This window comes from Blautia sp. AM29-29, assembly GCF_003480555.1.
Taxonomy (GTDB): Bacteria; Bacillota; Clostridia; order Lachnospirales; family Lachnospiraceae; genus Fusicatenibacter; species Fusicatenibacter saccharivorans.
In genome coordinates this window covers 172730-197266 of record NZ_QUJD01000004.1, presented here as the reverse complement: position 1 = coordinate 197266, position 24537 = coordinate 172730, and the positions used below count along the sequence as shown (strand labels likewise).

At 50.0% G+C, this 24537-nt stretch carries 15 protein-coding genes, 1 tRNA gene and 1 rRNA gene; 16 read left to right on the top strand and 1 reads right to left on the bottom strand.

From position 1 onward, the window contains the following. Positions 1-206: 206 nt before the first annotated feature. The 5 genes from DW769_RS04610 (at position 207) to DW769_RS04590 (ending at position 7007) form a co-directional block, all read left to right on the top strand. Positions 207-3093 (top strand): 23S ribosomal RNA (locus tag DW769_RS04610). Between the two features lie 81 nt (positions 3094-3174). After that, positions 3175-3246, top strand: a tRNA-Asn gene (locus DW769_RS04605). A gap of 108 nt (positions 3247-3354) precedes the next feature. Further along, complete coding sequence (locus DW769_RS04600) at positions 3355-4122, top strand: class I SAM-dependent DNA methyltransferase (RefSeq protein WP_117509992.1); 768 nt, start codon at positions 3355-3357, stop codon at positions 4120-4122. Between the two features lie 9 nt (positions 4123-4131). Beyond that, positions 4132-5007 (top strand): Hsp33 family molecular chaperone HslO, encoded by an 876-nt coding sequence (gene hslO, locus DW769_RS04595; RefSeq protein ID WP_022462421.1) that lies wholly within the window; start codon positions 4132-4134, stop codon positions 5005-5007. 89 nt (positions 5008-5096) lie between these two features. Beyond that, complete coding sequence (locus tag DW769_RS04590; RefSeq protein ID WP_118697535.1) at positions 5097-7007, top strand: NAD(+) synthase; 1911 nt, start codon at positions 5097-5099, stop codon at positions 7005-7007. Between the two features lie 131 nt (positions 7008-7138). Here DW769_RS04590 and DW769_RS04585 read toward each other — a convergent pair whose 3' ends face one another. Beyond that, positions 7139-7612 (bottom strand): hypothetical protein, encoded by a 474-nt coding sequence (locus DW769_RS04585; protein WP_118667023.1) that lies wholly within the window; start codon positions 7610-7612, stop codon positions 7139-7141. Between the two features lie 196 nt (positions 7613-7808). Here DW769_RS04585 and DW769_RS04580 point away from each other — a divergent pair, with 196 nt between their 5' ends. The 11 genes from DW769_RS04580 to DW769_RS04530 all read left to right on the top strand — a co-directional run bounded on the left by DW769_RS04580 (position 7809) and on the right by DW769_RS04530 (position 24480). After that, on the top strand, positions 7809-11312 hold the full coding sequence (locus DW769_RS04580) for a PD-(D/E)XK nuclease family protein (RefSeq protein ID WP_118750021.1): 3504 nt from the start codon (positions 7809-7811) through the stop codon (positions 11310-11312). Between the two features lie 79 nt (positions 11313-11391). Next, entirely contained in the window at positions 11392-15087 is a 3696-nt protein-coding gene (addA, locus tag DW769_RS04575; RefSeq protein WP_118750020.1) for a helicase-exonuclease AddAB subunit AddA, read from the top strand. Positions 15088-15194: 107 nt separating this feature from the next. Beyond that, positions 15195-15896 carry an ATP-binding protein gene (locus tag DW769_RS04570; protein ID WP_118697532.1) on the top strand — a complete coding sequence of 234 codons (702 nt, stop codon included), beginning with the start codon at positions 15195-15197 and terminating at the stop codon, positions 15894-15896. A 118-nt stretch (positions 15897-16014) separates the two neighbouring features. Next, a complete protein-coding gene (locus DW769_RS04565) occupies positions 16015-16581 on the top strand; it encodes a hypothetical protein (RefSeq protein ID WP_117509978.1) in 567 nt (188 codons plus the stop codon). A gap of 475 nt (positions 16582-17056) precedes the next feature. After that, the gene (locus tag DW769_RS04560; protein ID WP_117509977.1) at positions 17057-17284 is read left to right on the top strand and encodes a hypothetical protein; all 228 of its coding nucleotides are present in this window, start codon (positions 17057-17059) and stop codon (positions 17282-17284) included. 390 nt (positions 17285-17674) lie between these two features. Continuing rightward, positions 17675-18730 carry a LacI family DNA-binding transcriptional regulator gene (locus tag DW769_RS04555; RefSeq protein WP_117802470.1) on the top strand — a complete coding sequence of 352 codons (1056 nt, stop codon included), beginning with the start codon at positions 17675-17677 and terminating at the stop codon, positions 18728-18730. A 55-nt stretch (positions 18731-18785) separates the two neighbouring features. Next, positions 18786-19673: an ABC transporter permease gene (locus DW769_RS04550; RefSeq protein WP_055265684.1), complete on the top strand. Its 888-nt coding sequence runs from the start codon at positions 18786-18788 to the stop codon at positions 19671-19673. Positions 19674-19685: 12 nt separating this feature from the next. Then, positions 19686-20618 carry a carbohydrate ABC transporter permease gene (locus DW769_RS04545; protein ID WP_117509975.1) on the top strand — a complete coding sequence of 311 codons (933 nt, stop codon included), beginning with the start codon at positions 19686-19688 and terminating at the stop codon, positions 20616-20618. A gap of 95 nt (positions 20619-20713) precedes the next feature. Continuing rightward, positions 20714-22165 (top strand): ABC transporter substrate-binding protein, encoded by a 1452-nt coding sequence (locus DW769_RS04540; RefSeq protein WP_117509974.1) that lies wholly within the window; start codon positions 20714-20716, stop codon positions 22163-22165. 111 nt (positions 22166-22276) lie between these two features. Continuing rightward, positions 22277-23566, top strand: coding sequence for a glycoside hydrolase family 125 protein (locus tag DW769_RS04535; RefSeq protein ID WP_055219311.1), 1290 nt, complete (start codon positions 22277-22279; stop codon positions 23564-23566). A 395-nt stretch (positions 23567-23961) separates the two neighbouring features. Further along, a complete protein-coding gene (locus DW769_RS04530; RefSeq protein ID WP_055226594.1) occupies positions 23962-24480 on the top strand; it encodes a VanZ family protein in 519 nt (172 codons plus the stop codon). Positions 24481-24537 lie beyond the last annotated feature (57 nt).

Below are 24537 nucleotides of genomic sequence, written 5' to 3'. Positions count from 1 at the left end.
AAGATGTACCTTGAAAACCGCATATACAATCTATATTGAAAACGTTAAAACGTTAGAGATAGGAAAAGACATCCGAGGCATCATGTGTGAGAGCATGTGATGTTATCAAACCAGAGATAATCGAAAGATTATTGAATCAATTGCTTTTAAAGCAGAGAACACAAAAGCCTGTCATCAACGCTATGATGGCAGCGGACCAAGAATACAGGTCAAGCATTAAGAGCGCAGGGTGGATGCCTTGGCACTGAGAGCCGATGAAGGACGTGATAAGCTGCGAAAAGCTTCGGGGAGGAGCAAATATCCATTGATCCGGAGATATCCGAATGGGGAAACCCACTTGAGCAAACCTCAAGTATCCATACGCCAATCCATAACGTATGGAAGGGAACCGGGGGAACTGAAACATCTAAGTACCCCGAGGAGAAGAAAGAAACCTCGATTTCCAAAGTAGCGGCGAGCGAAATGGAAAGAGCCCAAACCGTGGTGCGTGCACCGCGGGGTTGTGGACTGCATAAGGTACTCGAATCAATAGCCGAACAGTTTTGGGAAATCTGATCAGAGAGGGTGAAAATCCCGTAGGCGAAATTGATGAGAGGCTGGCAGGATCCAGAGTACCACGAGACACGGGAAACCTTGTGGGAAGCAGGAGGGACCACCCTCCAAGGCTAAATACTCCTCAGTGACCGATAGCGCATAGTACTGTGAAGGAAAGGTGAAAAGGACCCCGGGAGGGGAGTGAAAGAGAACCTGAAACCCTGTGTTTACAAGCTGTGGAAGTGCCTTATGTGCACAACCGCGTACTTTTTGTAGAACGGTCCGGCGAGTTACGTTTACTGGCAAGGTTAAGCACTGCAGGTGCGGAGCCGAAGGGAAACCAAGTCTTAAGAGGGCGCAGAGTCAGTAAGAGTAGACCCGAAACCGGGTGATCTACCCATGTCCAGGCTGAAGCTGCCGTAAGAGGTAGTGGAGGGCCGAACGCACATCCGTTGAAAAGGGTGGCGATGAGGTGTGGGTAGGGGAGAAATTCCAATCGAACCCGGAGATAGCTGGTTCTCCTCGAAATAGCTTTAGGGCTAGCCTCGATGGAGTCTTACGGAGGTAGAGCACTGAATTTCTAAGGGGGCGTCAAAGCTTACCAAGGGATATCAAACTCCGAATGCCGTAAAGATGCTCATCGGGAGTCAGACTGCACGAGATAAGTTGGGCAGTCAAAAGGGAAAGAGCCCAGACCTGCTGCTAAGGTCCCAAAGTACGTGTTAAGTGGAAAAGGATGTGGGATTTCGAAGACAACTAGGATGTTGGCTCAGAAGCAGCCACACATTCAAAGAGTGCGTAATAGCTCACTAGTCGAGAGGTCCTGCGCCGAAAATGTCCGGGGCTGAAACACGACACCGAAGCACAGGATACCGTATGGTATGGTAGAGGAGCATTGCTGGCGCGATGAAGCAGTACCGGAAGGAGCTGTGGAGTGCCAGGAAGAGAGAATGCCGGAATGAGTAGCGAGAGAGAGGTGGGAATCCTCTCGGCCGAATATCCAAGGTTTCCAGGGTAAAGCTGATCTGCCCTGGGTAAGTCGGGGCCTAAGGAGAGGCAGAAATGCGTATCCGATGGACAGCAGGTTGAGATTCCTGCACTATCTTAAAACAGAACTGTGGGGACATTTGTGGAAAGCACAGGCGCGGAACGGAAAGCCGCGTGCAAGCGAAGGAGGAGTCACATAGGAAAAACCGTGTGGCAATCCAAAGGCGTGATGCGGACCGAACTAAAGTAGGGAAGTGTGTGAGCCATGAATCAAGAAAAGCCGCTATTGTTTTTAAGATACCCGTACCGTAAACCGACACAGGTGGATGAGGAGAGAATCCTAAGGCCGGCGGAAGAAGCATTGTTAAGGAACTCGGCAAAATGACCCCGTAACTTCGGGAGAAGGGGTGCCAACGAGAGTTGGCCGCAGAGAATAGGCTCAAGCAACTGTTTAGCAAAAACACAGGTCTATGCAAAACCGTAAGGTGAGGTATATGGGCTGACGCCTGCCCGGTGCTGGAAGGTTAAGAGGAGAGGTTAGCGCAAGCGAAGCTTTGAATTTAAGCCCCAGTAAACGGCGGCCGTAACTATAACGGTCCTAAGGTAGCGAAATTCCTTGTCGGGTAAGTTCCGACCCGCACGAAAGGCGTAATGATTTGAGCGCTGTCTCGACAATGCATCCGGTGAAATTGAAGTACCAGTGAAGATGCTGGTTACCCGCGCCAGGACGGAAAGACCCCATGGAGCTTTACTCCAGTTTGGTACTGGGGTCCGGCAGTGCATGTACAGGATAGGTGGGAGGCTGTGAACCTGGAACGCCAGTTTCAGGGGAGCCATTGTTGGGATACCACCCTTGTGCTGCTGGGCTTCTAACCAGCGGCCTTTATCAGGCCGGGGGACAATGCCAGACGGGGAGTTTGACTGGGGCGGTCGCCTCCGAAAGGGTATCGGAGGCGCTCAAAGGTTCCCTCAGAATGGTCGGAAACCATTCGAAGAGTGCAAAGGCAGAAGGGAGCTTGACTGCGACACCGACGGGTGGAGCAGGTACGAAAGTAGGACTTAGTGATCCGGTGGTATTAAGTGGGAATGCCATCGCTCAACGGATAAAAGCTACCCTGGGGATAACAGGCTTATCACTCCCAAGAGTTCACATCGACGGAGTGGTTTGGCACCTCGATGTCGGCTCATCGCATCCTGGGGCTGTAGTAGGTCCCAAGGGTTGGGCTGTTCGCCCATTAAAGCGGTACGCGAGCTGGGTTCAGAACGTCGTGAGACAGTTCGGTCCCTATCCGGCGTGGGCGTAGGATATTTGAGAGGAGCTGTCCTTAGTACGAGAGGACCGGGATGGACTGACCTCTGGTGTACCGGTTGAACCGCCAGGTTCACGGCCGGGTAGCCAAGTCGGGAAGGGATAAACGCTGAAGGCATCTAAGCGTGAAGCCCCCCTCAAGATGAGATATCCCATTCGAAAGAAGTAAGACCCCTTGAAGACGACGAGGTAGATAGGGCAGAGGTGGAAGTGCCGTAAGGCATGGAGCTGACTGTTACTAATCGGTCGAGGGCTTGACCTAATTGGTTGTGTTCACAAGATGGAATGATAGATGTGTAGTGTATGCGGTTTTGAAGGTATATCAAATATCTTCAATTAAATAATCCTCGATAGCTCAATGGTAGAGCATTCGGCTGTTAACCGAAGGGTTGTTGGTTCGAGCCCAACTCGGGGAGTGAATGAGACCTGCAGGGATCCTGCAGGTCTTTTCGTATATTGAGTTGCCCTGTGTGATGTGATACAATAAGGCGTAGCTACTGTAAACGATGAAGGAGAAAAGAAAGATGAATGAAAGTTATACCAGTTTTGCCCAGGTATATGACATGTTCATGGACAACGTGGATTATCCTGCCTGGAGCAAATATCTGATTCAGCTTTTAAAAGAATATCAGGTGGAAGACGGACTGGTGCTCGATCTTGGATGTGGAACGGGGAATATGACCGAGCTGCTCGCCAAAGAGGGCTACGATATGATCGGCGTGGACAATTCTGAGGATATGCTCGAGATTGCCAGTGAAAAACGCGCCGAGTCCGGCTTAAACATTTTATATCTGCTTCAGGATATGCGGGAATTTGAGCTCTACGGAACCGTGAAGGCGGTTGTGAGCATCTGTGATTCCATCAACTATATTCTGGAGGAAGACGATCTGCGGGAAGTCTTCTCGCTCGTCAACAATTATCTGGACCCGAAGGGCATGTTTATCTTTGATCTGAATACCAAGTATAAATATGAACAGATGGGTGAGACTACGATTGCGGAAAACCGCGAGGAGGCAAGCTTTATCTGGGACAATTACTATGACCCGGAGGAAGAGATCAACGAATATGAGCTCGCCATTTTCATCCCGGAGGGAGAAGATTCCGATCTGTACCGTAAATTTGAGGAGGTACATTATCAGAGAGCGTATGATCTTGCGACGATCTGCCGCTTATTGGAAGAGGCAGGCATGGAGTTTGTAACGGCCTACGATGCATTCACAAAGGATGCGCCGAGACCGGAGAGCGAACGTATTTATGTCGTAGCAAGAGAAAAAGGAAAAAGTGAGAAATAGGAGAGAAACATGGATTATATTGTAAGAGCAACAGCGGCAGACGGACAGATTCGTGCGTTTGCAGCGACAACAAGAGAAACCGTAGAGACAGCACGCCAGGATCACAACACGAGCCCGGTTGCAACCGCAGCGCTGGGCCGCCTTCTGACGGCAGGTGCAATGATGGGCGTTATGATGAAGGGAGATAAAGACCTTCTGACCCTGCGCATCCATGCCGGCGGACCGCTGAACGGCATTACCGTAACAGCAGATTCCAAAGGAAATGTAAAAGGTTACGTCGGAAACCCGGACGTCGTGATTCCGGCCAACAAAAAAGGAAAACTTGACGTGGCAGGTGCTGTCGGCGTCGGATTCATGGATGTCATCAAAGACCTGGGACTGAAAGAGCCGTACGTCGGACAGTGCGTTCTGCAGACGAGTGAGATCGCAGAGGATCTGACCTACTATTTTGCAACGAGTGAGCAGGTTCCGTCCAGCGTCGGACTCGGTGTGCTGATGAACAAAGACAATACCGTCCGTCAGGCCGGCGGCTTTATCATTCAGCTGATGCCGTTCTGCGATGAGAAAGTCATTGAAAAACTGGAGCAGCGTCTGGCAGAAGTCAATTCCGTTACCGCATTCCTTGACGAGGGCCTGACTCCGGAGCAGATTCTTGAAAAACTGCTTGGAGACATGGACCTTGTGATCAACGATACCGTGCCGACCCAGTTTTACTGCAACTGCAGCCGTGAGCGTGTATCGAAAGCGCTGATAGCGGTCGGAAGAAAAGAACTGAACGAGATGATTCAGGAAGCAAAACCGGTGGAGCTGAAATGCCATTTCTGCAACAGCGCCTATGAATTTTCTACCGAGGATCTGAAAGAATTATTGCGTAAGAGCAAATAGCAGTACTGTTTCAGGCGAAACGGAGGCTGTGAGAGCTTCTGTTTGCAGAAAATCTGTAACAGGGAACCAGATAGTGGAGGAAGAAAGAGATGAAACAGGGATTCGTAAAAGTTGCCGCCGCTTCCTGTGCGGTAGTGGTAGCGGATGTCAGAGAAAATACGAGAGTCATTCTGGAAACGATTCATAAAATGGAGGGCGAGGGAGCAAAGGTGATGGTGCTCCCGGAGCTGGCTCTCACCGGCTACACCTGTAGTGACTTATTCTGGCAGAGTCAGATGATTGATGCGGCGAAAGAAGGATTAAAGGAAATTGCCGATGGTACGAAAGAGACCGATGCGCTGATTTTTGTCGGACTGCCGTGGGAACAGGGCGGAAAGCTGTTCAATGTAGCCGCTGTGCTCTGTCACGGAGAGCTTCTCGGCATTGTGCCGAAAAAGTATCTGCCGAACTACAATGAATTTTATGAGCTGCGTCATTTTACGCCGGGAAAAGAAGCGGTGACAACAACGGAATTTTTTGGAAAAGAGGTTCCGTTTGGCATGAATCTGCTCTTCCAGTGTGAAAAAATGCCGCGTCTTAAGGTTGCGGCAGAGCTCTGTGAGGATCTCTGGACCCCAAATCCGCCGAGTGTGGCGCATGCGCTGGCCGGTGCGACAGTGGTCGTAAACCTTTCTGCCAGTGATGAAATGGTTGGAAAAGACAGTTACCGGAGAAGCCTTGTGAGCGCACAGTCGGCGCGTCTGATCTGCGGCTATATTTATGCGACAGCAGGTGAGGGCGAGTCGACGACAGATCTTGTCTTTGGCGGACAGCATCTGATTGCTGAAAACGGAACCATTCTTGCCGAGGCAAAACGATTTGAGAATCAGATCATTTGTGCAGATCTCGATGTGGATCGTCTCACAAGTGAGCGCAGAAGGATGACCACGTATCCGGAGCAGAGAACCGATGGGTATCAGGTCGTTCGATTCTCCTTGTCAATAGAAGAGACAAAGCTGACCCGTTACTTCGATCCACGGCCATTCGTACCGTCGGATAAGCATAACCGCGATCAGCGATGCGACGAAATTTTAAATATTCAGGCTATGGGACTGAAAAAACGTCTGGCGCATACCCATTGCCAGAGCGCAGTTATCGGTATTTCCGGTGGACTTGACTCGACGCTGGCATTGCTTGTAACGGCAAGAGCATTTGATCTGCTCGGGATTCCGAGAAAGCAGATCCTGTCTGTAACGATGCCGTGTTTTGGAACGACAGACCGTACGTATCAGAATGCATGTGAGCTGACGAGATGCCTTGGCGCAACCTTAAAAGAGATCGATATCAAGGAGGCTGTCAATCTTCATTTCCGTGATATCGGACAGAATCCGGAGAAACACGATGTGACGTATGAAAACGGACAGGCGCGTGAGAGAACCCAGATTCTGATGGATCTTGCCAACCAGTCCGGCGGTATGGTTATCGGAACGGGTGATCTTTCCGAGCTGGCACTTGGCTGGGCAACGTACAATGGCGACCATATGTCGATGTATGCCGTCAATGCGTCCGTACCGAAAACCCTGGTGCGCCATCTGGTGCAGTATTATGCGGACACCTGCGGGGAAAAAGCACTTTCCGATATCCTTCTGGATGTGCTCGACACGCCGGTCAGCCCGGAACTGCTGCCGCCGAAAGATGGTGTCATTTCTCAGAAAACAGAAGATCTCGTCGGACCGTACGAGCTTCATGATTTCTTCTTATACTATATGCTGCGTGTGACGTACGAACCGCTCAAGATTTACCGTGTGGCAAAACTTGCATTTGCCGGTGTCTACGATGATGCGACGATCTTAAAATGGCTGAAAACGTTCTACTGGAGATTTTTCGCGCAGCAGTTCAAACGCTCCTGCCTGCCGGATGGCCCGAAGGTCGGAAGCGTTGCGGTATCCCCGCGCGGCGACCTGCGTATGCCGAGTGATGCGTGCGTGAAGCTCTGGAGAGAGGAACTCGACCAGCTGTAAAAAACAAAACAGGAAATACGGAAAGAAACAAAGATAATCCAAATTGGTGCAGACAATCAAATTTTGAGATGCACGACAGAAAAAAGGCTTCGGAGCAGAAGAATGCTTCGAGGCCTTTTCGCATGGAAAGATCAGGATTCTGAGGAGGAAGGATTTTGAGCCTGTTCGAGCGCCTGATTGATCGCGGAGACGAGCAGTTCGGAGGTGTAGCGGTCGTCCTCTCCGTAGATGAGGCCTTCCGTCGTCTGATTCACATAGATCTGGCTTGCGATGGAATCGAGCGCGGGCTCCATGAGCGGATACATGGCGGCGGTGGTTTCACTTAAGTTATTCAGTGAAATCGCGGTGATGCGGTCCTGCTCAACATTGACCTGCACATCGAAGGTCTGGTCGCCGAGGGAGATCGTGGAGGTGTAGATGCCGGGAATGTAGCGTGCATTTTCGGCGGAAGCAGCAGTGGTGACAGAAGGTTTTTTCGCAGAATCCTTCTTCCCGGAGAACATGATCAGAAACACCACGAGAAGAATCAGCGCGAGAGCAAGAAAAACAGCGGTGTAAACCACTTCTTTCATATGTAGTACAACAATTTTCGTTTTGGAACTCATGGGCGGGCACACTCCTTTTTGAAAAGCCGTCTGCGGGGGCGGAACAGGCGGGCGTTTTTACTATAATGTATGTGGGAAGAATGGTTTTTATGAAGGTTGTTCTACAGCAGGTTGATTGCATCAAAAAAAAGAGTCTGCTATACTGTAGCTATGTTTATTTTGGGGCAGAAATGGATCAGAACAGGAGGAGCAAGGTATGAGTCTGCAGTTTATTATGGGAAATTCGGGGGCTGGGAAATCGAGGTATGCGTATGAAAAAATTCTGGCGGAAGCGGCGTGCCACCCGGAGAAAAACTATCTGATCGTCGTGCCGGAGCAGTTTACGATGCAGACGCAGAAAGAGCTCGTGTCACTGCATCCGGCGGGCGGTATTTTAAATATTGATATTTTGAGTTTCCAGCGTCTGGCGTACCGTATTTTTGAGGAGACCGGAGGCAGCCTGTATCCGGTGCTTGAAGAGACGGGAAAAAGTCTTGTGGTAAAACGCGTTGCACAGGAAAAGAAAAAGGAGCTGACGATTCTTGGAAGCACGTTAAAGAGAACCGGTGCAGTCTCGCAGATGAAATCGCTGATTTCCGAGCTGAAGCAGTACCAGATTGCGCCGTCCGAGCTCGATATGTGGGCGGAAGAGACGGGGGAGAAAAAGCTGCTGGCGGCAAAACTGAAGGACACCGGTGTGATCTACCGCGCGTTTGAGGAATATCTGGAAAACCGTTATGTGACGGCGGAGGATGTGCTGGAAGTTCTGGCGGGGAAACTGGAAGAATCGGCGTTGATCAAAAACAGTGAGGTGCTGGTGGATGGGTTTACCGGATTTACGCCGGTGCAGATCGGTGTGCTTGGAAAACTGTTCCGGCTCTGTGCGAAGGTTTATGTGACGATTATTATGGATGAGCGGGAGGACCCGTATAAAAAGGCGATTCCGCATCAGCTTTTTGCGATGAGCCGCCAGCTTGTCCAGCAGCTCATGAAAGCGGCAGATGAAGCAGGGTGCCCGGTGGAGCCGGAAATCTGGGTCAGACGCTCGGGACATGGTCGTTTTCAGCCGGGAAGCACGATGGATCAGCTGGAGCAGAGACTGTTCCGGTATGGAAAGAGAGGATTTTCCGGAAATGGAATAGAAAAAAGACCAGAATCAGGAACGGAAGCAAAGACAGGAAATCCGGCAGCAGGATACGAGGCGAAACAGCAGGGCATCTACATCAGCGTCGCGCCGAATCCGCGTGCCGAGCTGGAAGAGACGGTGCGTCTGATCCGCCGCATGGTGCGCGAGGAGGGCATGCGTTACCAGGATTTCGCCGTTCTGACCGGAGATCTTTCTGTTTACGGCACGTATGCGCGGGAAATCTTTGAAAAATGTGGTGTTCCGTATTTCGTGGACGAAAAGCATTCCGTGCTGATGAATCCGTTCGTGGAATTTCTGCGTGCGGCGATCGAGATGGTGGTACAGAGTTTTTCGTACGAGAGCGTCTTCCGCTATCTGCGCTGCGGTCTTTCGAGTCTGGACCGCGAGGAGACGGATGCGATGGAAAACTATGTGCTCGCGCTTGGTATCCGCGGGCTGAAAGCGTATGGGGAAACCTGGACGAGGGGCTACCGCGGCATCAAGCCGGATGAAGTGCCGCAGCGCAATCTTCTGCGGGAGAAGTTCTATGCTGAAGTGCAGCCGTTTGCGGAGCGGATGAAGAAAAAAGATGCCACGGTGCGGGAGCGGACGGAGGCCCTGTACGCGTTGGCGGTACAGAATCAGATGCAGGAAAAACTCGAGGAGCGGCGGCAGCAGTTTGAACAGCAGGGCCAGGAGGCATTTGCAAAAGAATACAGTCAGATTTATGGCATCGTCATGGAGCTGCTGGACAAGATCGTCGAGGTGCTGGGTGAGGAGAAGATGACACTGGCAGAGTATCAGGAAATTCTGGAAGCGGGATTTGCGGAGGCATCTGTCGGTATTATTCCGCCGACGGCGGACCAGGTACTGATCGGTGATAATGAACGGTCGCGTCTGAAGGACATCCGCGTGCTGTTTTTCGTCGGCGTGAATGACGGGCTGATTCCGCGCCACGACGCGGGCGGCGGCATTCTCTCGGAATATGACCGCGAGGAGCTGGAACGGGCGGATGCGAAGCTGTCCCCGACGGCGCGGGAGACGATGTATCAGCAGAAATTCCATCTCTACCGAAATCTGACAAAACCGTCGGAGCGGCTGTACCTTTCCTTTACGAAAGCGGGCGCGTCCGGCGAGGCGCAGAATCCGTCGTATCTGATTAACGAAATCCGAAAACTCTTCCCGGAGATTCCGGTGCGGGATATTGAAAAAGAGGAAAAACCGGAGGAAAAACTGGAAATGCCGCGTTCCGGCGAGGCACTGTTTCTGGAGGAGCTTGGCAGAGCGGCGGAGGGAGAGATCGATCCGCTGTTTGAGGAGCTTTACCGCTGGTATGCAGCACATCCGGAGGCGGGAATTCCGGCGGAGACGTATCGAAAAGCGGCGTTTCTGCGCTGTGCGGACGGTGTAATCGGAAAGAGTGCGGCATCGGCACTGTACGGAGATACGTTAAAAAACAGTGCAACGCGGCTGGAAAAATATGCGGCGTGTGCGTTTGCCCACTTTATGGAGTTCGGCCTTCAGATCCGCGAGCGGGATCAGTATGAGCTGAAAGCGGCGGATATGGGAACGGTCATGCATGAGGCGCTTGAGAAGTTTTCGAAAAAACTGCAGGAGAACGGTGAGACCTGGAAGACGGTGACCGATGACACGCGTGACCGTCTGATTGAGGAGTGTGTCGAGGAGCCGATGGCGGACTATGGAAACACAATTTTTCAGAGTTCAAGCCGGAATCAGTACCGCATTATCCGCGTGAAGCGGATCCTGAAACGAACTGTCTGGGCACTGCAGCAGCAGATCCGGCAGGGAGAATTTGAGCCAGGGGAATTCGAGGTTTCGTTCTCGATGGAGGACTCGCTGTCGGCGATCAACATCGATCTGTCGGAGCATGAGAAAATGCGTCTGCGCGGACGGATTGACCGCGTGGATCTCTGCGAGACGGACGATAAGGTCTATGTGAAAATTATCGATTACAAGACGGGAAATACGTCGCTCGACCTGGTGGCGCTCTATTATGGACTGCAGCTGCAGCTTGCTGTTTATCTCGATGCGGCGATGGAACTGGAGCAGAAAAAGCATCCCGGCAAGCAGGTGGAGCCGGCGGGCGTGTTCTATTATCATATTGATGATCCGATGCTTGATCAGGAGGAGGATGAGACCGACGAGGCGTGGGGCCGGCGGATGCTGAAAGCGCTGCGGATGGACGGTCTTGTGAATGCGGACCGGAAAGTTGTGGAGCTTCTCGACCGCGTGCTTGAGGACGGAACGACATCCGATGTGATTCCGGTTGGAAAGAAGAAGGATGGAAGTTATACGAGCTATTCGAAAGTAGCATCGCCGGAGCAGTTTGATGTGATCCGTACGTACACCAGAAAGAAGGTGCGTGAGATCGGCGAGGGCATTTTTTCGGGCAATGTAAAAATTTCCCCGTATCAGCGGGACGGTGCGACGGCGTGTGCGTACTGTGAATATCAGGGAATCTGCGGTTTTGACCAGAAAATTCAGGGATACGAGTACCGCAAACTGAAGGGCATGGACACGGAACTGCTGATGAAGGCGATGCAGGAGATAACACAAAGTGATCAAAAGGAGTGACTGCCTTCCGGAAAGGAAAGAGAAATGCAGTTTTCCATGTATGAGAAAGTAATCAGCCAGAAAGAAGAGGGAGAGATAAATGGCAGTAAAATGGACAGCGGAACAGCAGAAAGTCATTGATACGAGAGACAGGAATCTTCTGGTCAGCGCGGCGGCAGGTTCCGGAAAGACGGCGGTTCTGGTAGAGCGGATCCTTGCGATGGTAAAGGATCCTGTGCGTCCGATCGATGTTGACCAGCTGCTCGTTGTGACTTTTACGCGGGCAGCGGCAGGTGAGATGAAAGAGCGAATCGGCCGTGCGCTGCAGCAGAGTCTCGAGGAAGATCCTGAGGATGAGCATCTGCAGAGGCAGCAGACCCTGCTTCACCATGCGCAGATCAGCACGATTCACGGATTCTGTTCGTACGTTATCAAAAATTATTTTCAGATGATCGATCTTGATCCGGTGTACCGCATGGCGGATGAAGGGGAGATCCGTCTGATGAAAAGCGATGTGATCCAGAAGGTGATGGAGGAGCGGTTTGCGGAAAAAGATCCTGCGTTTACACGGTTTGTGGAGAGCTACGCGGCGGGAAAACAGGATGACGGACTCGACGCGCTCGTGCTGAAGCTGTATGAATTTTCCATGAGTTATCCGTGGCCGGAGCAGTGGCTCGAAGAGTGCCGGGCGGCGTATCAGATCGATTCGCCGGAGGCGGTGCAGAAAAGCATCTGGGTACAGGTACTGATGGCTGAGGCGAAAAAGCGGCTCTCGAGTATTCTGGAAGGAATTGAGGAAAACCGAAAAACGGCGGTAAGCCCTGGCGGACCGTATCTGTATGACGAGGCGCTGGCATCAGATCAGCAGATGGTGGAAGAGCTGATCGAGACGGAATCGTTCGACGGAATGGTGCGCGCGATGGCCGGAATGAAGTTCAAAGCGCTTTCGCGGAAAAAGGCAGACGATGTGAGCGAGGCGCTGAAAGATCAGGTGAAGGCAGAGCGCGATGTATGCAAAAAAGAACTGCAGAAATTAAAAGAGCAGTTTTTCGAGAAGGACAGCGCCGAGATTGCGGAGGAGATTGCGGACTGCCGGGAGCCGATCGGCGTGCTGATCGATCTGACGGAGCAGTTTGCGAAAGCGTTTGCAGAGAAAAAACGGAGCAAAAATATTCTTGATTATGCCGATCTGGAACACTTTGCGCTCGAAATTCTTGTGCAGCAGGAGGACGGCCGTCTGGTGCGGACCGATGCGGCGCGGGAGCTTTCGGAACAGTTCCGCGAAATCATGATCGATGAGTATCAGGACAGCAACTTTATCCAGGAGGCACTGCTCTCTGCAGTGTCCGGCGAGGAGGAAGGCAGATGGAACCGGTTTATGGTTGGCGATATCAAGCAGAGCATCTACGGATTCCGCCTGGCGCGGCCGGAGCTGTTTCTGGAAAAATATCATACGTATGCGAAGGACGGGGAAAGCCAGCAGAGAATTGATCTCGACAAAAACTTCCGAAGCCGGCCGGAGGTGCTTGCGACGGCGAATTATGTATTCCGCAAGCTGATGAGTCCGGAACTCGGCGGCATCGCGTACGATGAGGCGGCGAGCCTCCATGCGGGAGCAGCGTTTCCTGCATTGCCGGAAATGGAAGAGGAAAAGACGGAAACGTGGCATGCGGCATATGAAACAGAACTTCTTCTGCTGGATGACAAGGCGCCCGAGCTGGAAGATGATAAGTCGCGTGAGACAAAGATGGAAACGGAGGCGGCTGCCGTTGCGGCGCGCATCCGCGAGATGGTCGGAAATGAGGAAGTCGTGGGCAAAGAGACCGGGGAATACCGGAAAATTCAGTACCGCGATATCGTAATTCTGCTTCGTGCGGTCAGCGGATGGGCGGAGACGTTTTCGCGCGTACTGCAGGCGGCGGGAATTCCGGCGTACAGCACATCAAAAACGGGATACTTTTCCACACAGGAAATCGTGACGGTGCTGAATTACCTGCATCTGTGCGACAATCCATGCCAGGAGATTCCATTTACGGCAATCTTACGCTCGCCGATCTGCGGATGCACTGATGCAGAGCTTGCTGCGGTGCGTTGTGTGGATAAAGACGTAAAAATTTATGAGGCGTGTGGAAAATATGCGGCGATAGGTGAAGATGAGGCGCTTCGGGAGAAACTGCGGCGGTTCCTCACACAGCTCGAAATGCTGCGGAGCCGTGTGCCGTACACGCCGATTCATGAACTGATTACGCAGATTCTCGAGGAGACGGGCTACGGCGGCTATGCATCCGCGATGCCGGGCGGCGTACAGCGGCGGGCAAATCTGGAGATGCTGGTGGAAAAGGCGGTGGAATTTGAGGCGACGAGTTACCGTGGACTGTTCAACTTTATCCGTTATATCGAGCAGCTTCAGAAGTATGAAGTCGATTTCGGCGAGGCGAATATTTACGGGGAGAGCGCAGACACGGTGCGTATCATGAGTATTCACAAGAGTAAAGGACTGGAATTCCCGGTTGTGTTCCTCTCGGGCATGGGCAAATCGTTTAACCAGATGGACAGCCGTGCGGCGCTTGTACTCCATTCCCGGATGGGCATCGGCGCGGATGCGATCGATCCGGAGCACCGCGTCCGTCAGGCGACACTGCAGCGGCAGATCATCCGGCAGAGCATGAAGCTGGAAAATCTGGCGGAGGAGCTGCGGGTGCTTTACGTTGCCATGACGCGCCCGAAGGAGAAGCTGATTATGACGGGCATGGCGTCGAAGCTGGAGAGCCGCGTGAAGCAGTGCGCGGCACATGCGGGGCGGCAGGAGGAGCTGCTGTCATATCAGACATTGAGCAGTGCATCCGGGTATCTCGACTGGATTTTGCCGGCATTTTCGAGAAACCGGTGTTTTGACGGGCTGTATGAACAATTCGGTCTGGCAGGGAATGCGGACAATCCGCTGTATGCGGAGAAAATTCCGGTAACGATCCGCCTTGTATCACCGGCAGGACTTGTTGAGGGAGAGGTGCTGCATCAGATGGAGCGCGCGGTGAATGAGCAGAAAATCATGGAAATTCCGAAGCAGCCGCCGAGAGAAGCGGCGCTGAAGGAACTTGTGGAGGAGCGGTTTGCCTACCAGTATCCGTATGAGAAGGAAAAACAGATTCCGGTAAAAGTTACCGTTTCGCAGCTGAAGAAGGCCGGGATGGAGGAATCCGAGATCGGAAAAGAGCTGTTCGCGCAGGAAGAACTCGTACCAATTGTGCCGGGCTTTCTGAAAAAGGATCATGTTGCGGCTCTGACGGGCTCTGACCGCGGAACGGCGTACCACCGCCTGCTGGAATGTCTCGATTACCGCAGAGCGTACAGCATCACAGAGCTGATGGCACAGACGGAGGAATTGATTGCAGAAGGAAAGATGACGAAAGAAGCAGCGGAATGCATTTATTTCAAATCGATCCTCGCTTTCGCAAAAAGTTCGGTTGGAATGCGGATGCGGAATGCCTTTTTGAATGAAACCCTGAAACGGGAGCAGCCGTTTGTGATGTCCGTTCCGGCAAGTGAGGCAGATCCGTCCTATCCGGAAGATGAAACCATTCTCGTGCAGGGAATCATTGACGCATGGTTCCCGGAGGGGGATGAGATTGTTCTTGTGGACTACAAAACGGACCGTGTGAAAGAAGCCGGGGAGCTGAAAAAGCGGTATGAAAAACAGCTCGCCTACTACCAGCAGGCACTGGAGCGGACGACAGGGAAGAAAGTGAAAGAGAAAATTATTTATTCGCTGGCACTGGATGAAGAGTTGGTATTGTAGGAAAAAACTACTAGAAAAAACAACTGTCAAAACAGGGATAAAGTATGATATCATGGTTGAGAAACAAACAGGTATTGAGAAACAAAGAGAAAAAAGGAGATTCAGCGATGATTCGAAAAATTGTTCAGATAGAGGAAGACAGATGTACAGGATGCGGGCTTTGTGCGCATGCCTGTCATGAAAGTGCGATTGCGATGGTTGACGGGAAGGCAAAGCTGATCCGGGATGACTACTGCGACGGATTCGGCGACTGCCTGCCGGTTTGTCCGGCAGATGCGATTTCGTTTGTGGAGCGGGAGGCGCTGCCGTACGATGAGGAGGCGGTAAAAGAGAACCAGCGGAAGGCAAAAGAGGCGGCCGGGCAGGAGAATACCGGAGCAGGAAAAGCAGGTGAAAACAGCTGGGCGATTGACCGTGCAGATGCGCAGGAAAATTCTGCAGCAGTTCCGTCCCGGCTCCGCCAGTGGCCGGTGCAGATCAAGCTGGTGCAGGAGCGGGCTTCGATGTTTGCAGGAGCAGACTTTCTCGTTGCGGCGGATTGTACAGCGTATGCGTATGGAAACTTCCACCAGGATTTTATTCGGGATCATGTCGTTCTCGTAGGCTGTACAAAACTTGACGATATCGATTATTCCGAGAAACTTGCGCGGATTTTCATGCGGAATGATATTAAGAGTATCACGGTTGCACGCATGGAGGTTCCGTGCTGCGCAGGAATGGAGCGTGCCGTGAAGATGGCACTGAAAGAGAGTGGAAAGAAGATTCCGGTGAAAACTGTGGTGATTTCTACGGATGGGGAAATTTTGTAGAAAATCAGATATAGTAATTAGCGTGTGCCCTTAAAAGTATTTTTAAAATTGGTACATTCTGCTTTGTGGAATACGTAAGACGAAAAAAATGAAAAGCTCGGTAAGAGGTATTAGAAAAATGAGTATGACGAAGATACAAGAGGAGCTTCTTGGTGCGCTGATCGGTCTGGCCCGGTCGGTAGATGGAAGAGGAGAAGCAGCAAAAGGTGAATCGCAGGAGTTTTCCAGTGGTGACAGCAATGGTCACCGCCCGGACAAAGCCACGCATGAGATTCTGCTTGGCGGAATTTGCGCGGCAAATCCGGAAAAAGAGCTGAGGGAAGAAGAGGGGAAATCCTGGATTGTACGCGTGGAGGCAGAAAAGAACCGTCTGAATCCGGATTGCGCAGTGTGCAAGGGAAAATGCGGCAGAACAGATAACTATGATCTCGAAGAAATGGAGACAGATGAACCGTCGGACCGGGCACGAAAAGAGCAGATTCTTGCGGAATTGTTTCCGATGGCAGAAAAACTGCAGCAGCTTCGGAAAGAAACAAAAGAGCAAAACGAAGAATTGCAGGGGGCGGTTAATTTTTTGTATAAGGCATTGTTTGCGATTGGAAACTATGTCGGGGAAAAGAGTCTGCAGAGTGTGGTGCAGGAGATGAATACCCTTTTTGTTAAATTGGAAAATGTATTGAAATAAGTAGAAAATAAGAAAAATCCTCTGTCCGGAGTGTATAAAAAACCCCGGAAACAGGGGATTTTTTGCGTTCTGCGCCAAGTGCATAAAACGTATTATCGCGTTTTCACAAAGTTTTGCAAAACAGGACCCTGTTCACCAGAACTGCCTGGGTAGGCGCAGAGCGGTACGTGATATTGTGAACACGTACGATCCGAAAAGGCGTTTATGAGGAGCGCCGTCTGATCAGAAGAAATATCCGCGGACTTCACGCAGAGCAGTATCAGGGTGACCTTACGAATGTGAAAATTCTGGATCACGGACCGGTGTTTATCAAAGTAGAACTGATCTTTACACTGAAGGGAACGTATCACAGCAGTGTTGTGATGAAAATGTACCGGCACCTTCCGAAAATTGAGTTTTCTTACCGCGTTACCGGACAAAAGATCAGACGATTCTGGTTAATACTTTTGACACACCGTTACTTTACATGGGGGAGATGGAATCCCACCCAATCCTTCTGTGCGATAACAAAGAGGAGAATAATAAACGGCCGGTTTACAGCTGGATTATGAATAACACATGGGAAACAAACTTCAAGATGGACCTGTCCGGATTCAGTGAATTCCGCTATGGAGTTGAGATTGTGGAGCAGGGAACCGCAGAGAAAGATATGGAAAGCCTGTCAGATAATGACAAGGGTGTGGTTACCTTTATTTGCGGGTAATCATTGTTCCGCGGTTTTACGGCGGTGTCAGGCAATGAGGCCATGGCTGTCTGGCGGTAGTATGAAAAACAGCAGAAGATGAAAAAAGACAGCGGGGAGTATGACAATTAGACGAAAAAGTCAGACTTTCCGCTGCTTTTTCGTTAAAAATGAAAACAGGCGAAAAAGTACTGCGTTAATATTAAGATGTTATGTGACTTAACACAAGAACACAGATTTTCTGTCTAAAAAATCAAAAGAAACAGAAGAATACTCCTCGATCTATACAAATTAGGACTGGAAAATAAGAATTTTAATATACAAAATAACGAAAAGGCTATTGACAATCTTTCTAAAAGATGTTAACATCTAAACACAAGTTAAGAAACAAATAGAGGGGCTGTTGGTAACATGGCAGAGAGAAAATCAGTATCCATGCAGGACCTGGCAGATAAGCTGGGCATCAGTAAAGTAACAGTTTCCAAGGCGCTGAACGGAAAAGACGGCGTGGGAGAAGAACTGAAAGAAAAGATTTTTGCGCTTGCGAGAGAATCCGGTTATGTCCTTCCGGACTACGGAAAACGGAAGAGCAAAAAAGTCGGTATCATCATGAGTCCGCGGTTCAGCTCCGGAGACGAAGGAAAATTTTATATGGCAATGTACGAGCGGATCATCTACGAGCTGCAGAGAGCATCCTGTTCGAGTATCATGATTTCTCCGACAACAGCAACACTCCCGTCGGACATGAACACGATACAGACCAGAGGGCTGTTCGACGGCCTGATCTTTCTTGGTATTCTCGATAAGGGTGTCCGGGAGCAGATTGCACAGATTGATCTCCCGAAGGTGTATGTGGACATCTACGATCAAACCCACAAATCCGATTCCGTCATCACCGAGAATATTTACAGCTCCTATGAGCTGACCAATTACCTGATCCAGCAGGGCCACACAGACATCGGATTTGTCGGAACCGTAGGAAGTACAACCAGTATTTCCGACCGATATCTCGGATATCTGCGGAGAATGCTGGAGGAGGGAATTTCCCCGAAAAATGAGTGGAGAATCCCGGACCGAAGCGATGAAGGCATTGCCATTCCGCTTTTGCTACCGGAGAAGCTGCCCACCGCATTTGTCTGTAACTGCGATGCCACCGCATTCAAATTAGTGCAGGCATTAAAAGAGCGTGGAATCTGCGTACCGGAGGATGTTTCCGTGACCGGTTTTGATGATTCCATTTATGCACAACTGTGCAGTCCGTCGCTCACCACGGTTGCGGTTGACACCGACGCGATTGCACGTCTTGCGGCAAAACGTATGATCAAACATATGAATGAACCGCAGAAAAAGAGCGGCGAGGTATACCGCATTCCCGGAAAGATTATTTACCGGGATTCCGTTTGTAAGATAAACGGATCAAGTGATAAGCCCGAGCAATCGGGAGAAGGAGGAAAAAATCTTGAGTAAACCAAGCAAAAAGAAAAAAGGACGCTGGACCAAGAATGACACGGAGCTGACCGTCATGGCGCTGCCGACCACCATCTGGTATATTCTGTTCTGCTTCCTGCCTATGTTCGGTCTGATCATTGCGTTCAAGAATTACAAAATCACCGGCGGAAAGAGTTTCATTTATAACCTGCTCCACAGTGACTGGGCCGGCTTCAAAAACTTTTCGTTCCTGATCAGATCCAACGACCTGTTCGTCATCCTGAGAAACACAATCCTGTATAACCTTGCATTTATCGTTCTTGGTATGGTATTTTCCGTAGGACTGGCTATCATGATCAGCCTGCTGCACAACAAAAGAGCGTCGAAGGTATATCAGACGATGATGTTCTTCCCATATTTCATGTCATGGGTTGTAGCTTCCTACTTCCTGGATGCATTCCTGAACCAGGACAACGGTCTGATCAACAGTATAATGAGAAATGCAGGCAAGGAACCGATTCAGTGGTACATGAGTGCCGGTGTATGGCCATTTATCCTGATCTTCATGTATCTGTGGAAATCTACCGGATACAACATGGTTATCTACCTGTCCAGCATTTCCGGTATTGATACCACACTGTACGAGGCAGCCGTTATGGACGGCGCCAATAAGAGACAGCAGGTATGGCACATTACCCTGCCTTGCTTAAAGAGTGTCATCATCATGATGTTCATCCTGAATGTCGGAAAGGTCTTCTACTCCGACTTCGGACTGTTCTTCCAGCTTTCTCAGGGAGCAAGCGGTTCGATCTTCAAAACGACAGCAACTATCGACACATATGTATACAACGCACTGCAGTCTTCCACTCCGATCGGAATGACTTCTGCGGCAACATTCTTCCAGTCTGTTGCATGCTGCATCACCATCCTTCTTGCCAATGCCATTGTGAAGAAGATTGATGAAGACAGCGCGATTATTTAAGGAGGTACAAAAATGGCAAAAAAGAAAAAAGATCTTGATCTGGCTTCCTCTTCACATTTAAATCAGATCCAGGGATCTACAAATGCAATTTTCAATGTTATTTTTGTGATCCTTGCCCTGGCCTGCATTATCCCGGTGGTATTCATCTTCATGATCTCGATTTCTTCCGAGCATTCGATCAAGATGAATGGCTACCAGTTTATCCCGAGTGCATACTCGCTGGATTCCTACAAATTCCTTCTTCGGGAAGGACAGATGATTGTGACTGCACTTGGCGTTTCCGTTGCGGTAACGGTTATCGGTACGGTAATCGGAGTTGCCCTTACGATGCTGATGGGTTACGTTCTTTCCAGAAGCACCTACAAACTGAACGGATTCTTCACCATGGTCGTTTTTATTCCAATGATCTTCAATGGTGGTATGATTTCTTCTTATGTAGTTAACACACAGTTCCTCAACCTGAAAAACAGTATCTGGGCGCTGATCCTTCCGCTTTGTGTTTCTTCGTTCAACGTTGTTATCTGTAAAACGTTCTTCAAGACCAACATTCCGGAATCCATCATTGAGTCGGCACAGATCGACGGAGCAACCCAGTTCCAGATTTTCGGAAAGATCGCCCTGCCGCTGTCGAAACCGCTGATGGCAACGATCGCCCTGTTCCTCACCTTCGGTTACTGGAACGACTGGTTCCAGTCTTCCCTGTACATCAGCGATACCAAGCTGTATTCCCTGCAGGCTCTGCTGGATCACGTACAGAGAAATATTGAGGTGATGGCAAACAACCCGTCTCTTGGCGTTACCACGGCACAGTACATGAACTCGATGCCAAAAGAGGGCGCCCGTATGGCGATGGCAATCATCATCATCATCCCGATCGCATGCTGCTATCCGTTCTTCCAGAAATACTTCATTTCCGGTCTGACGGTCGGTGCGGTAAAAGGCTGATCGACCATTTACCTTTACGGATCTCATACTGAAGCAAAAGGCTTCGGTTAAGGATAATTTCAACATTCTATATTTTATATCAGGAGGATGCTACAATGAAAAAGAAACAGTTTTTAGCTCTTGCACTTTCTGCTGTTATGGCCGGTGGCATGCTGGCAGGCTGCGGAAGCAGCAACGGAAGCAGCAGCTCTTCAAAGAGTGATGCAAAAGATGAAGTTGTTACACTGAAATGGATTCAGGTTGGTAACGGAATGCCGAAGGATTATGATGAGTGGCTTGCACAGATCAACCCATATCTGGAGGAGAAAATCGGCGTTAATGTAGACATGGAAATCGTTCCGTGGGGTGACTGGGATAACAGAAGAAGCGTTATCACAAACTCCGGCGAGTATTTCGATATCCTGTTCACCGACCAGAACCGTTACTCTTCTGAGGTGAACACCGGCGCACTGATGGACATTACAGATCTGCTCAAAGACAACGCTTCCGAGCTGTATGACATGATTCCGGAAGATTACTGGAAAGCAGTAGAAGTAAATGGAAAAATCTACGGCGTACCGACCTACAAAGACAGCTCCCTTTCCGAGTACTTTGTATGGGATCAGGATATTGCAGACAAATATAACATTGATGTAAATTCTGTAACAGATTTCAATACTCTGTACGATGCTCTGAAGACAGTAAAAGAGGGCGAAGGCGGATCTCCGTACTTCATGTCCAAAAATGGTGCAAACTTCCTGCTGAACCTGAACTACGATGATTTAAGCTCCGGACTTCCGGCAATCGGCGTTAAATACGGCGATGACAGCAAGACCGTTGTCAATCCGCTGGATGACGAAGAAATCCTTTCCAACCTGGATATCGTTCGTAAAATGTATCAGGAGGGCATCATCAACGGAGACGCTCCGACAGCAGATGATTCCAGCAAATACGCAATGTTCTTTGTTGCACAGGGATGGAGCGGCGCTGCAAAAACAACATGGGGTCCGAACAATGGTATCGCCAATTGTTCAGCAGTACAGTATGGCAACACAGTCGTTTCCAACACAACTGTACGTGGTTCCATCAATGGTATTTACTCCGGATGCAAGCACCCGGACAAAGCACTTCAGCTTCTGAACCTGGTAAATACGGATTCCAAAGTACGTGACTGGTTCTACTATGGAGCAGAAGGAAAAGACTTCGAGTACACCGATGACAATAAGGTACACCGCCTGACCACTGACTGGGGTATGGCCGGATATACCCAGGGTACTTTCTTCAACGTAACTCAGACAGACGATGTTGACTTCAACCAGTGGGATGAAGTAGAAGAGCTGAACGAGAAAGCAACTCCGTCTGAGATGCTTGGATTCAACCTGGATACCTCCAACATCGAAACAGAGCTTGCAAACTGCCGTGCCGTATATGAGAAATACTATTCTGAGTTATTCACCGGCGCACAGGATCCGAGAGAGCTTGTAAAAACAATCGATGCAGAGCTTGAGACCGCAGGCTGGGAGACCATCCGCGAAGAAGCTCAGAAACAGATTGACGCACAGAAATAAGTCTGATACATTAATTTTATAAGAACTACAACAGGGCATTTTCGATTGCGGAGATGCCCTGTTGTAGAATAACGGGAAATGAGAAAAATTGAGCGAAAGGATGAAAAAAGAATGAAAGAGACCTTACCAAAGTCCATTCAGGAGCTGATTTTAAGCCTGAGAGAAAAACTGAAAGACGAGCCGGAAATCGTTGATATGTTTGAACGATGCTACTCCAATACCCTCGACACAACCGTAAAGAAAATGGAGGACGGCAGCACCTACGTCATCACCGGAGATATCCCGGCCATGTGGCTGCGTGACTCGGTAGCACAGCTGCGCCCGTACCTTGTTCCGGCGCAGAACGACCCGGAGCTGGCTGACCTGATCGCAGGCCTGATCCGCCGCCAGTTTATGTGCATCAACATTGATCCATACGCAAACGCATTCAACGAAGGACCGAACGGCAACTGCTGGGAGAAGGACGAGACCGATATGGGACCGTGGATCTGGGAGAGAAAGTATGAGATCGATTCTCTCTGCTATCCGCTGCAGTTCTCCTATCTGTTCTGGAAGAACACCGGAAGAACGGATCAGTTTGACGAGGTTTTCTGGGAAGGTGTTGACAAAATCCTGACTGTATTTGAGACTGAAATGAACCACGAGGAGAAATCCCCGTACAGCTTCATCCGTAAAAACTGCTCCTACACCGATACGCTTTCCCGCGATGGAAAAGGTGCGCAGGTAAAATCCGGCATCGGCCTGATCTGGTCCGGCTTCCGTCCAAGCGATGATTCCTGCCGTTACGGTTATCTGATTCCGTCCAACATGTTTGCGGTTGTCGTTCTGAATTATCTGAAGGAGATCGCAGATTTCGTCGGCGGAAAAGAGGAGATTGCGAAGAAAGCAGAAGAGATGGCAAAGACCGTAAAACAGGCCATTGAGACTTACGGTACCACCCATATCTGGGGACTTGGCGATGTTTATGCTTACGAGGTAGACGGCTTTGGCCAGTATAATCTGATGGACGATGCCAATGTACCGAGTCTTCTGGCTATGAGCTATCTCGGCTACGAGCCGGAAAGCCAGGAAGTGGCTGACAACACAAGAAAGCTGATCTTAAGCGAGGCAAACCCGTTCTATTATGCAGGAACGAAGCTTTCCGGTATCGGAAGCCCGCACACACCGGTCCGCTACGTATGGCACATCTCCAAAGCCATCGAGGGACTGACCGCACCGACAAAAGAGGAGAAACATCAGATGATCCACGAACTGATGGCAACCGACGGCGGTACAGGACTGATGCACGAGGGTGTTTTCGTAGATGATCCGACCGTTTACACCAGAGAGTGGTTCTCCTGGGCAAACGCAATGTTCTGTGAGCTGGTGATGCAGTATTGCGGATATGAGATTAAGAAATAAAGATGAAAAAATAAAGATGAAAAACACGAAAAGAGGAGGCTGTGCTCAGTGCACGGCCTCCTCTTTTACCTACACCACAGAAAACTGTCTGCGACAGCCTTCACTGAAAGGAGAGACAGCAGTGGGGAGAATACTGCTGTCCCAGGGGAATATGGGATTTTCATCCCGCTTCTTTTCTCTGCCCACGGGGTATTATACACAGTTTTTTGCGATATGTAAAAGATATAATTGATATGAAAGATATAATAAATTGGCATGATGAAGAAATGTAAAAGAATCTGAGCATCAGAAAATCTTAGGAAATCTATAGGGATTTCTTTGGAAAAGAAGAAGCGGAATCCTAAGAATGTTTTGGTAGAATCCTCTTATCAAGTGAAGATGAGAGAGGAAAGAACATGACCTGGAAAAACGAGAAAAAATCAAAAGCATTACTTGTGGTATTCGGCATTTACCTGGCGCTACTTGTCTGGTGCATTTTATTCAAATTCGCTCTGCGCCCGGAAGAAATTCCGCACCTGCGGGGGATTAATCTGATTCCGTATGCGGCGTCGGTTGTGGTGAACGGGAAAGTGCAGATTAGTGAAATTATCGAAAATATGCTGGTCTTTCTGCCGTTCGGCCTCTGCATCTCAGCCTTCTATCCGGACAGCGAAATCCAGAACCGCATTCTCCTTGCATCGGGACTGAGCCTGTTTTTTGAGGTGACGCAGTATATTTTTGCGATCGGCGCGAGTGATATTACGGATGTGATCGATAATACGCTTGGCGCGGTGATCGGAATTCTATTGTATCTGGGGATGAAAAAAATCTGGAAAGAGAAGACGGGAAAGATCATTACCATTCTGGGAGCGGTGCTGGAAGTGCTGTTTCTGGCGTTATTGTTTTTTACGTTTGCGGCGAATAGGATGTTTTAAGATTGGAATTCAGGAAAGGATAGTGTATAATCGAGAAAAGGACAAATTCCGAAAGCA

Bases quoted from the DNA above. Each gene is read 5' to 3' on its own strand.
- DW769_RS04560 (WP_117509977.1), top strand. From the start codon at position 17,057: ATGGAATCCCACCCAATCCTTCTGTGCGATAACAAAGAGGAGAATAAT.
- DW769_RS04580 (WP_118750021.1), top strand. From the start codon at position 7,809: ATGAGTCTGCAGTTTATTATGGGAAATTCGGGGGCTGGGAAATCGAGG.
- DW769_RS04565 (WP_117509978.1), top strand. From the start codon at position 16,015: ATGAGTATGACGAAGATACAAGAGGAGCTTCTTGGTGCGCTGATCGGT.
- DW769_RS04590 (WP_118697535.1), top strand. From the start codon at position 5,097: ATGAAACAGGGATTCGTAAAAGTTGCCGCCGCTTCCTGTGCGGTAGTG.
- hslO (WP_022462421.1), top strand. From the start codon at position 4,132: ATGGATTATATTGTAAGAGCAACAGCGGCAGACGGACAGATTCGTGCG.
- DW769_RS04585 (WP_118667023.1), bottom strand. From the start codon at position 7,612: ATGAGTTCCAAAACGAAAATTGTTGTACTACATATGAAAGAAGTGGTT.
- DW769_RS04530 (WP_055226594.1), top strand. From the start codon at position 23,962: ATGACCTGGAAAAACGAGAAAAAATCAAAAGCATTACTTGTGGTATTC.
- DW769_RS04535 (WP_055219311.1), top strand. From the start codon at position 22,277: ATGAAAGAGACCTTACCAAAGTCCATTCAGGAGCTGATTTTAAGCCTG.
- DW769_RS04570 (WP_118697532.1), top strand. From the start codon at position 15,195: ATGATTCGAAAAATTGTTCAGATAGAGGAAGACAGATGTACAGGATGC.
- DW769_RS04600 (WP_117509992.1), top strand. From the start codon at position 3,355: ATGAATGAAAGTTATACCAGTTTTGCCCAGGTATATGACATGTTCATG.
- DW769_RS04540 (WP_117509974.1), top strand. From the start codon at position 20,714: ATGAAAAAGAAACAGTTTTTAGCTCTTGCACTTTCTGCTGTTATGGCC.
- DW769_RS04550 (WP_055265684.1), top strand. From the start codon at position 18,786: ATGGCGCTGCCGACCACCATCTGGTATATTCTGTTCTGCTTCCTGCCT.
- DW769_RS04555 (WP_117802470.1), top strand. From the start codon at position 17,675: ATGGCAGAGAGAAAATCAGTATCCATGCAGGACCTGGCAGATAAGCTG.
- DW769_RS04545 (WP_117509975.1), top strand. From the start codon at position 19,686: ATGGCAAAAAAGAAAAAAGATCTTGATCTGGCTTCCTCTTCACATTTA.
- addA (WP_118750020.1), top strand. From the start codon at position 11,392: ATGGCAGTAAAATGGACAGCGGAACAGCAGAAAGTCATTGATACGAGA.